This is a genomic window from Brevibacterium sp. 91QC2O2, assembly GCF_024580695.1.
In the GTDB taxonomy this organism is placed as follows: Bacteria; Actinomycetota; Actinomycetes; order Actinomycetales; family Brevibacteriaceae; genus Brevibacterium; species Brevibacterium moorei.
This window is the reverse complement of the sequence record NZ_JANIJY010000028.1, coordinates 22,483-33,712: the sequence shown is the minus strand read 5'-3', so window position 1 is coordinate 33,712 and position 11,230 is coordinate 22,483. Positions and strand designations below refer to the sequence as shown.

The 11,230-nt window shown below is 67.9% G+C and carries 9 protein-coding genes; 4 read left to right on the top strand and 5 right to left on the bottom strand.

Annotated features, from left to right (window positions below; translation table 11 throughout):
* Positions 1 to 161: 161 nt before the first annotated feature.
* Both NQ036_RS14040 and NQ036_RS14035 read right to left on the bottom strand, forming a co-directional pair.
* Positions 162 to 1,580 (bottom strand): site-specific DNA-methyltransferase, encoded by a 1,419-nt coding sequence (locus tag NQ036_RS14040; RefSeq protein ID WP_257049407.1) that lies wholly within the window; start codon positions 1,578 to 1,580, stop codon positions 162 to 164.
* Positions 1,567 to 3,018 (bottom strand): helix-turn-helix transcriptional regulator, encoded by a 1,452-nt coding sequence (locus NQ036_RS14035; protein ID WP_257049408.1) that lies wholly within the window; start codon positions 3,016 to 3,018, stop codon positions 1,567 to 1,569. The genes NQ036_RS14040 and NQ036_RS14035 overlap by 14 nt, the downstream gene beginning before the upstream one ends.
* Before the next feature lie 257 nt (positions 3,019 to 3,275).
* Between NQ036_RS14035 and aceA the strand changes: the two genes are divergently transcribed.
* From aceA to NQ036_RS14015, 4 genes are all read left to right on the top strand, one after another.
* Entirely contained in the window at positions 3,276 to 4,553 is a 1,278-nt protein-coding gene (aceA, locus tag NQ036_RS14030) for an isocitrate lyase (RefSeq protein WP_257049410.1), read from the top strand.
* Positions 4,554 to 4,825: 272 nt separating this feature from the next.
* A complete protein-coding gene (locus tag NQ036_RS14025; RefSeq protein WP_257059710.1) occupies positions 4,826 to 6,682 on the top strand; it encodes a malate synthase in 1,857 nt (618 codons plus the stop codon).
* A gap of 133 nt (positions 6,683 to 6,815) precedes the next feature.
* Positions 6,816 to 7,166, top strand: coding sequence for a hypothetical protein (locus tag NQ036_RS14020; RefSeq protein WP_257049412.1), 351 nt, complete (start codon positions 6,816 to 6,818; stop codon positions 7,164 to 7,166).
* A 29-nt stretch (positions 7,167 to 7,195) separates the two neighbouring features.
* Positions 7,196 to 8,266 (top strand): inositol monophosphatase family protein, encoded by a 1,071-nt coding sequence (locus NQ036_RS14015; RefSeq protein WP_257049413.1) that lies wholly within the window; start codon positions 7,196 to 7,198, stop codon positions 8,264 to 8,266.
* A gap of 187 nt (positions 8,267 to 8,453) precedes the next feature.
* On the opposite strand, the gene NQ036_RS14010 is transcribed toward NQ036_RS14015, so the two are convergent.
* From NQ036_RS14010 to NQ036_RS14000, 3 genes are read right to left on the bottom strand one after another with little or no spacing between them, the layout of a single operon-like run.
* Positions 8,454 to 9,212: an ABC transporter ATP-binding protein gene (locus NQ036_RS14010; protein WP_257049414.1), complete on the bottom strand. Its 759-nt coding sequence runs from the start codon at positions 9,210 to 9,212 to the stop codon at positions 8,454 to 8,456.
* Positions 9,209 to 10,228, bottom strand: coding sequence for an iron chelate uptake ABC transporter family permease subunit (locus NQ036_RS14005; RefSeq protein WP_257049416.1), 1,020 nt, complete (start codon positions 10,226 to 10,228; stop codon positions 9,209 to 9,211). Before NQ036_RS14005 ends, NQ036_RS14010 begins: the two co-directional genes overlap by 4 nt.
* Positions 10,218 to 11,228 carry an ABC transporter permease gene (locus NQ036_RS14000; protein ID WP_373566598.1) on the bottom strand — a complete coding sequence of 337 codons (1,011 nt, stop codon included), beginning with the start codon at positions 11,226 to 11,228 and terminating at the stop codon, positions 10,218 to 10,220. The genes NQ036_RS14005 and NQ036_RS14000 overlap by 11 nt, the downstream gene beginning before the upstream one ends.
* Between the last annotated feature and the right edge of the window lie 2 nt (positions 11,229 to 11,230).

The window sequence follows — 11,230 nt, the reverse complement described above, 5'->3', positions numbered from 1 at the left end:
TCCGAAATACACGCATCGACCCGAGATGGACACGAAGTCATGAGACATCAATGGACACACCTGGTTGAGACATCACGTGGCCCCGATGTCCTGAGACATGACATCTCCAAGAATCTGCATGAACCGGTCACTGGCCGAACCCTGGGGTCATCGAGTGTGCATCACCCCAGGCGGATATCGCGGAAGGTGGGGGAGCGGCTCGAGTCCCCAGGCGATTTCCCATACGTACTCTGCGCAACCCTGCGGATGCGCTCGCGCATGAGCTCGCTGATCGTCGTGATTCCCGCGGCGTCCGCTTCCTCCGAGGCCTCCGCGCCGCGGGGGCTCCGCACTCCTTCGCCACCCACCCGCGCTCCGGCTGCCGGGCGCAGGGGTTCGGGCTGTTGGACGAGCACGAAGCGCCGCTGCCCGCCGTCTGCCGCATTGAGCTCCAGTACCGCCTGGCCAGTGGTCCCCGAGCCTGCGAAGAAGTCCAACACCAGCGCATCGCGGTCGGCGAAGGTCTGTGAGAGCACCAGGTCCTTGATCAGCTCCACCGGCTTCGGATAGGAGAACAGCCCGCCCAGGCCCAGGGTGCTGAGCGCATTGCGCCCCTGTTCCCCCAGGGCCCTGATGATCGAGTACAGCTTCGACGAGGCCTGCTCGGCCGGGGTCAGCTTGACCACGGCGTGCTTGGCCGTGCCGTCGGCGCCTGGCTCGCCCCAGGCACGCAGCACATGGGTGCCGGCGGCCAGCCAGCCATCGACCTGGCGCAGTTTCGCCGCACCGCGCACCGCCAGGATGTCCTCGTACATGAGCCTGCGCTCGGTTCCCCTGGTGTACTTCCCGAAGCTCACCCGCAGCACATCGTCGTCGACCAGATAGCGCCGCCCGTCGATATCCTCGTACTTGGCCGGGGGCTTCTTGGGCCCCAGAAAGGGCCCGGCCTGCGCGATGTCGCGCGCCCAGGCGAGCACATAGTCATGCCCCCGGATGAAGAACCTGGCCTGCCCGCCACCCTTGGCGCGCTGGTGGACGAAGGCGCCCAGGAAGTTCTCCTCGCCGAACACCCGATGGCCCAGCATGGTCAGATAGGCCAGTTCGCCGTCGTCGATCGAGGCGAAGAACACCCCGTCAGCGCGCATCAGCCGGCGGGCCAGCAGCAGCCTGGGCAGCATCATGTTCAGCCAGGCCGCATGGTCCTTGGTGCCTCCGGCCCGTCGGCCCGCGGTCCGCCCCGCCCTGTCGTGGTAGCTCAGGCGCGAGCCCGTGTTGTACGGCGGGTCGATGTAGACGACCTTGAAAGCCGTGGCGTGGGTGTCCTGCAGCAGCTTCAGGGCCTCCAGATTGTCGCCCTCGATGAGCGTGTCCTCGGCTCGCGACAGCGGTCGGACCAGCGGCCGGACCCGCTTCGTTTCACGTGAAACAGTGTCTGCGCCGAGGTCCCCGTCGGCTTCAGCTCCGGCGTGCGGTCCGCGGCGCGGTTCGCTTACCCGCGCGCGGCGCGCAGTCCCGGCCAGGGCCTCGGCCGCGGCGCGTCCGGCCCAGTCGAAGACGACCCCGCCGGTTGCAGTCGGCCCCGCGTCCTCAGTCCTCGGCATGGCGCTCCAGGAACTCGTAGACCTCGGTCGGGTCGACCCCGGGGAAGGCCCCGGGCGGGACGGCGGCCAACAGTGAGGCGTGCATCTTGGCCTGGGGCCAGGACTGGGTCCCCCAGGTCACCTCCAGCTCGGCCGGCGCCGCGCGGCAGCAGGATGGATCGGGGCAGCGCGACTGGGACCGGATAGGGGTCTCCCTGCCCTCGAACCAGCGCACCTCGTTGAACGGCACGCCCACGCTCACCGCGAAGTCGCTGTCCTCTGGCAGTACCCGGGCGGTGCACCAATAGGTGCCGACGGGGGTGTCGGTGTACTGATAGTAGGGGCTGAAGCGGTCGGCGACCTTGAAGACCTGGCGCGAGGTGAAGCGCTTGCAGGCGTACTGGCCCTCCACGGCACCCAGGGGGTCGGTGGGGAAGGGCAGTCCGTCGTTCGAGTACACCTTGTGGATCGCTCCGGATGTCTGGACCTTCATGAAGTGCACGCGTAGGCCCAGGTGTTCGGTTGCCAGATTTGTGAACCGGTGGGCCGCGGTCTCATAGGTCGTGCCGAAATGATCGCGCAGCTCCTCAATGGAAATTCGGCGATTCTTCTTCGCCTCCTTCAGCAGGGACGCCGCGGCGGATTCCGGGAGCCGCAGGGCCGCCGCCAGATAGTTCACCTGCACGCGCTGGCGCAGGAACTCCGCATAGTCCCTGGGCTTCTCCTGGCCCAGGATCATCGGCGCCAGTGCCGCCAGCATGGTGGAGCGCGGATCGTGTCCTCCCATCCCCGAGTTGGGCAGATAGATCCGCTTGCCCCGCAGATCGGTCACCGAGCGCGTCGAGGCCGGCACATCGGCCACGTAGTGCAGATCGAAGCCCAGATGACTGGCGATCCCCGCGGCCTGCCGCTGGCTCAGTGGGCCGTCGCGGTAGTCCACCACGGCCAGCAGCTCGGCGGCCAGGTCCTCCAGATCGCCGAAGTAGTTGTGCGCCCTGCTCATCCGCTCCCGCAGATCGCGGTTGGCCCGCCTGGCCTCCTCCGGGGTGGCCGCGCGGGTCTCCGCCATCGTCTGGAGTTCGCGCTGTAGGCCGACGATGGCCTCCAGCGCGTCCGTCGGCAGGGCCTTGGTGCGGACCCGCGGCAGGCGCAGGGAGGAATAGAGGGCCGAGGCCTGTGCGCGTTCGGCCTGGATCTCCAGGGCCGCCCTGTGGTCCACGGGGGTGGGGTCGAGGAGGTCCTCGGCGCTCACGTCCAGTGCCGTGGCCAGCGCCTGGAGCATGGAGATGGTGGGCTCCCGCCGCCCCGATTCGATCGCCGAGATTTGCGAGGGCGCCCGTGAGACCCGCTGCCCCAGGTCCGTCAGGGTCAGTCCTGCGGCCTTGCGGAAGTGGCGCACGCGCCGTCCGATGGTCAGGGCATCCGGCCCGGCCGTGGACTCCTTGGCTTCGTCGTTCATGCCCCCAATCCTACGAAGAATCTGTGTAGAAGACCACATTTTCTAGTGTGTAGAAAAATAACGAATTTTTCACTCAAATTCAGTCGAAATCGGGGTGGTGCGGCCCACAGACTGGAATCACAAGCGGAACACGATATGCACCTCGGCCCCGGCGACGGGATTACCCACGATCCCGGAGAACAGGGTCGGAAGGCCCGGAGAACGGGCAGGTGCAGGGGCGTGGACCGCAACCCTCACAGCGACAAAGGAGCACCGACATGACCGACAACCTGCACGATGCGAACGCCCTGCGCAGCGACTGGGCCACCAATCCCCGGTGGGCCGGAACCAGCCGCGACTACACGGCGGAAGACGTCGTCAAGCTGCGCGGCTCGCTCATCGAGGAACACACCCTGGCCCGTCACGGCGCCGAGCGCCTGTGGGATCTCATCCACACCGAGGACTTCGTCAACTCGCTGGGCGCCCTGACCGGCAACCAGGCCGTCGAACAGGTCAAGGCCGGCCTCAAGGCCATCTACCTGTCCGGCTGGCAGGTCGCAGCCGATGCCAACAACGCCGGCCAGACCTACCCCGACCAGTCGATCTACCCGGCCAACTCGGTTCCCCAGGTGGTCCGCCGGATCAACAACGCGCTGATGCGCGCCGACCAGATCGAGGTCTCCGAGGGCACCAAGAACGTCGACGACTGGTTCGCCCCGATCGTCGCGGACGCCGAGGCCGGCTTCGGCGGCACCATCAACGTCTACGAACTCATGCGCGGGATGATCTCCGCCGGCGCCGCCGGCGTCCACTTCGAGGACCAGCTGGGCTCGGAGAAGAAGTGCGGGCACCTGGGCGGCAAGGTCCTCGTCCCCACCGCGCAGCACATCCGCACGCTCAACGCCGCCCGCCTGGCCGCCGATGTGGAGAACGTCCCCAGCCTGGTCATCGCCCGCACCGACGCCGAGGCCGCGACGCTCATCACCAGCGACATCGACGAGCGCGACCAGAAGTACCTCACCGGTGAGCGCACCGCGGAGGGCTTCTACAAGGTCACCAACGGCATCGAGCCGTGCATCGACCGCGGCCTGGCCTTCGCCCCGTACGCAGATCTGCTGTGGATGGAGACCTCGACGCCGGACCTGGAGGCCGCGAAGCGCTTCGCCGATGCGATCCACGCGGAGTACCCGGACCAGCTGCTGAGCTACAACTGCTCGCCCTCGTTCAACTGGAGGGCGCACCTGGACGATTCGACGATCGCCAAGTTCCAGCGTGAGCTGGGCGCGATGGGCTACAAGTTCCAGTTCATCACGCTGGCCGGCTTCCACGCTCTGAACTACTCGATGTTCGATCTGGCCCACGGCTATGCCCGCAACCAGATGGCCGCCTACGTCGAACTGCAGGAGCGCGAATTCGCCGCCGAGGCCCGTGGCTACACCGCCACGAAGCACCAGCGCGAGGTCGGCACCGGCTACTTCGACCTGGTCTCGACCGCGATCAACCCACAGTCCTCGACCACCGCGCTCAAGGACTCGACCGAGGCCGCGCAGTTCTGACGCGCATCTGCGAGTTCTGAGTTCTGTGGCTTGAGCGTCGGGCCGTACCGCTCGGCTCTCAAGTCGCACCACCGGCTTGTCCGCGGGAAGGGTTTTTCGAGGGTTTACCCTTCCCGCGGACATTTTCTCTTCCCACCCTCCCCACACCCTCGCGCACTACACCCGGGCGCCGCCCGCGTTCCCGCTGCCCGCACCGGGCGAGAACCCATCGAGCTCCACGCAGCCCGACCTTCACCGACTTCCACTTAGCCCGTCCTTTCCAGGAGCATCCGATGTCCGCCACGATCACGGAACAGACCACCGACCACCAGAGCCCTCGGTCCGCCGCCGCACAGCCCGCCGCCGCGCCGACGGCCGTGCGACCCGTAGCCGAGCAGTCGGCAAGCGAGCAGGCGCGCACCGCGCTGCGCATTCTGGGGCCGATGGAGCCCGGCTACGACTCGATCCTCACACCGGACGCCCTGGACTTCGTGGCCGAACTCCACCGCCTCTTCTACGCCTCCCGGCGCGAAGTCATGGCCCACCGCGAATCCCGCCGCGCCGCGATCGACCGCGGCCGGATGCCCGGCTTCAAGCCGGAGACCGCGGGCATCCGGCACGACCCGGAGTGGACGATCGCGCCCACGGCGCCGGGCCTGGAGGACCGGCGGGTGGAGATCGTGGCGCCCGCCTGCCAGGCCGAGGCGGCCCGCGCCCTGGGCTCGGGCGCCCCCGTGTGGATCGCCGACCTCGAGGACACCATGTCGCCGAGTTGGCACAATGTCGTGACCGCCCAGGTGAATCTGCACCGGGCGGTGCGCGGAGATCTGCAGGCCGGCACCCCCGGCCTGGCCGGCCATCGCGGCACCGAGCGGCGCGCCGGCACCTCGTTCCCGACCTCGGGCCTGGGGCAGGAGACCGCCTATGCCAGGCCGCAGCAGGCCCCCACGATCATGCTGCGCCCGCGCGGGCTGCACCTGCCGGAGCGGCACCTGGAGTGGGTCGACGAGCACGGCACCCGGTTCGCCGCCAGCGCCACCCTGGTGGACCTCGGGCTGTACCTGTTCCACAATGCGCACGAACTCATCGCCGCCGGCCGCGGCCCCTACTTCTGCCTGCCGAAGCTCGAGGCCGCCCGCGAGGCCGCCTGGTTCAACGCAGTCTTCGTCGCCGCCCAAAATGCCCTGGACATCCCGATCGGCACGATCCGCGCCGGCGTCATCGTGGAGACGGTCACGGCGGCCTTCCAGGCCGAGGAGATCCTCTACGAACTGCGTGAACACTCCGCCGGCCTGTCCACCGGCCGCTGGGACTACATCTTCTCGATGATCCGCGAATTCCGGAACTACCGCGAGTTCATCCTGCCCGACCGCGACGCGATCGGCCCCGAGGCCCGCTCCATGCGCGCCTTCCTGCGCCATATCGTCGACGTGTGCCACCGCCGTGGCGCCCCCGTGCTCGGCGGCATGTCGACCTATGTGCCCGGCCACAAGTCCTCCGAGGGCCTGGCCGTGCGCCCCGATAAGGAGGCCGAACGCGCCCTCGGCTTCGACGGCACCTGGGTGTCCCACCCGGCGCTGGTCCCGCTGGCCCGCCACGTTTTCTCTGGCGCGGGAACCGGGGCCGAGGCCGCGGCGGGCGGCGCGGCTGAGGGCACCGGCTCGGGTCCGCATCCCGAGCACCCCCGTCCCACCCCCACCACGCCGGAGGGCCGCGAGACCCAGCTGCGCCGGGCCCTGCTCGACGTGAGTGACATCGCCGCCGTCCACCCGACCGAGGCCGGGCTGCGCGCGGACATCCGCCTGGTCCTGCACTATGTCAACGCCTGGCTGTCGGGACGCGGGATGATCGAATGGGATGGCCAGCACCAGGACGCATCGTGTGCGGAGATCTGCCGGGCGCACATCTGGCAGTGGATCCGCCACTCCGTGACCCTGGCCGACGGCCGCCCCGTGACCCGCGAACTTGTGGCCCGCTGCGCCGCCGAGGAACTGGCCGTGATCGTCCAGCATCCGGCCGACCACTACCCTGACGCGGCCGAGGTCCTGGCCGCCGCGGCGCTGGGCGATACGATGCCCGGATTCCTCACGACCGAGGCCTATGAGGACTTCCTCGTCGACTGGCGCGTCAAGCGCGAACAGGCGGCATGAACGACCCGGAACGCCTCCGTCCCTGACCTTTGTGGGGAGCGCGGAAGAAATCTAATGGAAGGGTGTTCCTCGGGCCGGGTTTCAAGCGGTATGCTGGGTTCGCAAAAGTTGGATTTCATGGTGAAAGTGGAAGATGTCACGACGAGCCAAAGAGCTCTCTGAAGAGCAGAGAGCCGTAGTCCGGACAGTACGCCGGCTAGCGCGACAGCGCGCAGTAGTCAACGAGAACTACATTTCGTCTATTCTGCAGGCACGCGCCGCGGGGATCACCTATGCCGCGATCGCCGAAGCCGTCGGCACCTCGTCGCAGGCGGTGCAGGAGATCGTCCGGCGCCACGCCCGCTCGGAGGGTTTCACCTCCGTGCAGGAGATGGCGGCTGCACCGGTGCCGGTGGCAGCTGCTGTAGCGGCGGAGGCACCGGTCGCGCAGCCTGTGGCAGCGGTGACGGCGAGGATTCCGTTGATCAGCCCGGTGACCATCTGAGCGCGGTCCCGTTTCCCACGATCGACCGCGTGCAGGGCAGTGACCTGCTCGCGGTCGCTTGCGATTTGGCGATCATCGCGGGGACCCGGCAGGCTCACTGGCGCGCGCGGATCGAAGCCCACGGCTGGGACCGTTCACAGGTCACGGCCAAGGACGATCCGAACAACCTGGTGACGGCGGCCGATGAGGAGATCGAGTCCCTGGTGCGCGGCTATCTGGTCCGCGTGCGCCCCAGCGATGTGATGATCGGCGAGGAGGGCGCTGCTGCGCTGGACCTGGAACAGGTGCTCGACGAGTCCCAGCTCGCCGCACTGCTCCCGCGCCTGCGGTGCGCGGTGACGGCCGGCGAGGGAGGCTCGGCGGACGTCGCGGGCGTGGCACAGTCACCCGCCGGAGCGGACCAATGTGCCGGTGCGGACCAATGTGCCGGTGCGGACCGCTACGAATGGCACGTCGATCCGATCGACGGCACCGTGAACTTCGTGCGCGGGATCGAATACCACTGCTTCTCCGTGGGCGTGCGGCGTCTGAACGGCGGCGGTGATGCCGTGGCCGATGGGGCCGGCGGCACTCGCGCCGCGGCGACCACCGGCGGTGCAGTGTCCGGTCCCGTGTGGGAATCGGCCGGCTGGGTCCTGGGCCTGGTCGCCTGTCCCGCACTGGACACCGTATGGTTCGCCGAGGCCCCGGATCCGGCTGGTGCAGGAGTTCCGGCTGGTGCCTGGAAGCTCCCACCCGCCGGCGACCCCGTACGTCTGCACGGCACACCTGTGGGACGGCGCGGGCGACTCGCGGCCACCGGCTTCAATTACTCGCCCGAGCTGCGGACCCGCCAGCTGGCGGAACTGGGTCGCATCATGGCGGACTTCGACGATGTCCGCAGGCTGGGCTCCGCCGCCATGGATCTGTGTCTGGCAGCCGAAGGCCGTGTCAACGCCTACTATGAGCGCGGCCTGGGCGTCTACGACTTCGCCGGAGGTGCGGTGATCGCCGAGCAGGCCGGGCTGCAGGTGCGCCGCCCCCACGCCTACGACGACTACTGCATCGCAGCGGACACCCCGGAGCGCTTCGCCTTCATCGAATCCTGCCTACAGGACTGAGCGGATCGGACACCCTCCCAGCGCGTCAACACCATCCAGACGCATAGACACCAGGTGAGCGCGGGAACTACTTGCTACAACAGGTAGTTCCCGCGCTCACCTGGTGTCTATGCGGGGGAAAGCCGGTCGGCGCGGCCGGCGCGCGGAGCCGGCCCGGCGCACGGAACCGGGACGGGGCCTCGGCGCCTCAGTAATACACCGCGATGCGCCCGTGCTCCGGGGTGTCGATGACGTCGACTTGCGTGTGGAAGACCTCGGTGAGGATATCGGAGCGCATGATGTCCTCGGCCGGTCCGAAGTGCAGCACCTGCCCGTCGCCCATCGCGCAGATCCGCTGGGCGTAGCGCGCGGCGAAGTTGATGTCGTGGAGCACGATGACGATCGTCTTGCCCTGCTCCTTGGCGAAGGAGTCGAGCCTGCGCATCATCGCCGCCGCATGCTCCATATCGAGGTTGTTCAACGGCTCGTCCAACAGGATGTAGTCGGTGTCCTGCGCCAGGACCATCGCGACATAGGCCCGCTGCCGCTGCCCGCCGGAGAGCTGGTCCAGATAACGGGACTCCAGTTCCGCCAACCCCATGAAGTCGATCGCCTGGGACACCTGGTCCTCGTCTTCAGCGGTCAGCCGTCCCCGGCTGTGGGGGAAGCGGCCGAAGCCCACCAGCTGGCGGACCGTCAGCCGGGTCATGAAGTGATTCTCCTGCCGCAGGATCGACACGATCTTCGCCAGGTCCTTCGACGGGGTCGTGGACACGTCGTTCCCGCCCACCGTGATGGTCCCGCCGTCGGTCTCCATGAGCCGGCCGATCATGGTCAGCAGCGTGGACTTGCCCGCGCCGTTGGGCCCGACCAGTGCGGTGATGCCCCCTGCCGGGATCGTCAGGTCCACGGGTCCGATGGTGGTCTCCGCACTGTAGCGGCGCACCACGCCCTTGAGCTCGATCATGCCAAGCGCCCCTTCCGCAGGATGTACAGGAGGAACGCGGCCCCTCCGATCAGTTCGATGATGATGCTCACGGAGCCCTCCGCGTAGAAGATCCGTTTGAGGACGAAGTGTGAACCGGCGAAGACGACGAATCCCACCAGGGTCGCCATCGGGAACAGCAGCCGGTGGTCGAAGGTGTCGGCCAGCTGATAGGTCAGCATCGCCACCAGGAACCCGAAGAAGGTCATGGGCCCGATCAGCGCGGTGGACACGGAGACCAGCACCGCCACCAGGATCAGCACGATGATCATGAAGCGCCGGTGGTCCACTCCCAGGTTCATCGCGGTGTCACGGCCCAGCGCCAGTACGTTGAGCTTGCGGGAGAAGAGGTAGAGCAGGCCCGCGCAGACCAACACGATGGGGATCGCGATGTACAGCTTGGAGCCGTCGGCATTGGCGATCGAGCCGACCTGTCGGGCGGTCAGCACGTCGAACTCCGCTGGATCGAGCAGGGTCTGCATGAACGTGGACAGGGCGTTCAGGCCCCCGCCCAGGACCAGTCCGACCAGCAGGGTGATGTGCAGATTGCCGCGCCGGCCGGTCAGCAGCAGGCCGTAGAGCACGGTGGCGAAGAGCACCATGACGATGATCTGGCCCACGAACTGCAGGGTGCCGCCCACCGCGGTGGCGCCGGCCACGCCCAGGAAGAAGATCGCGGCGGTCTGGATGAGCTGGTAGAGCGACTCGAAGCCGATGATCGAGGGGGTCAGGATCCGGTTGTTCGTCACGGTCTGGAAGGCCACGGTCGCGGTGGCCTGGGCGACTGCGACGACTGCGATGACCACGAGCGCATCGGAGCGGATCTTCGCGATGACCCAGAAGCCCCGGGTGCCCACCGGCAGGGGGTTCTTCCAGCCCATGGTGATGGCGATGATGGCCAGGGCCGCCGCGCCGAGGACCAGCATGGCGATCAGGTACCGGCGCCTGGCGCGGGTCGTGGGCAGGGCGCCGGAGGAGCGCTTGAGTTCAGCTGACAACCTTGCGCCCCCGAATCAACAGCACGATGAACACGGCCGCTCCCACGACGCCCAGGATCAGGGAGACGGGGACCTCGAACGGGGCGATGACGGTGCGCGCCAGCAGGTCGCAGGCGGTCACGATCGCGATCCCGGACAGGGCGACCCAGGGCAGGTTGGAGCGCAGGTCGTCGCCGCGGAACATGGAGACGAGGTTCGGCACGACCAAGCCCAGGAAGGGCAGGTTGCCCACGACCACGGTGATGATGCCAGAGGCCATGGCGATGACGCCGGTGCCGATGAGCACGATGCGGTTGTAGTTCACGCCCACATTGGTCGCCACGTCCTTGCCCAGGCCCGCGACGGTGAAGCGGTCCGCGGCGATGAAGATGATCAGGACGACGGCGATGAGGATCCAGATGGGCTCGTACTGGCCCTTGAAGATCGAGGTGAAGGAACCGGCGAACCAGATGCCCAGGGCCTGGGTCATATCGGTTGCGAAGGCCACGAAATTGGACAGGGAGCCGACGACGGCGCCCAGCATCATGCCGACGATCGGCACGACGATGGACGAGCGCAGGGTGACGCGCTGGATGAAGGCGAAGAACACCATGGTGCCGATGAAGGCGGCGGCGATGGCCGCGACCATCCTGGTCAGGATGTCGGCGTGGGGGAAGACCACCATGCACAGCAGCAGGCCCAGGCCGGCCCATTCGGTGGTGCCGGTGGTGGTGGGTTCGACGAAGCGGTTCTGGGTGATCATCTGCATCACCAGACCGGACATGGCCATCACCGCGCCGGCCAGGATGAGGGCGACCGTGCGCGGCACGCGGGTGATGAAGAACATGTCCCAGCCTTCGGGACCGGACAGGATGCTGTACTGACCCACACATAGGCTCGCGACGACGAGGCCGCAGACGACGAACAGGCCGACCAGCAGGGGCCAGGTGAAAAGACGGTTCCTCCCCGTTTTCTCACCGGGTCCCTGCGGCCCGCCTGTGCGTGCGGATCCGGGTTCCACGG

What these genes read in the sequence shown, in the direction of transcription:
- NQ036_RS14035 (WP_257049408.1), bottom strand. Translation starts at nt 3,018, where the DNA reads ATGAACGACGAAGCCAAGGAGTCCACGGCCGGGCCGGATGCCCTGACC.
- NQ036_RS14025 (WP_257059710.1), top strand. Translation starts at nt 4,826, where the DNA reads ATGTCCGCCACGATCACGGAACAGACCACCGACCACCAGAGCCCTCGG.
- NQ036_RS14020 (WP_257049412.1), top strand. Translation starts at nt 6,816, where the DNA reads ATGTCACGACGAGCCAAAGAGCTCTCTGAAGAGCAGAGAGCCGTAGTC.
- aceA (WP_257049410.1), top strand. Translation starts at nt 3,276, where the DNA reads ATGACCGACAACCTGCACGATGCGAACGCCCTGCGCAGCGACTGGGCC.
- NQ036_RS14040 (WP_257049407.1), bottom strand. Translation starts at nt 1,580, where the DNA reads ATGCCGAGGACTGAGGACGCGGGGCCGACTGCAACCGGCGGGGTCGTC.
- NQ036_RS14010 (WP_257049414.1), bottom strand. Translation starts at nt 9,212, where the DNA reads ATGATCGAGCTCAAGGGCGTGGTGCGCCGCTACAGTGCGGAGACCACC.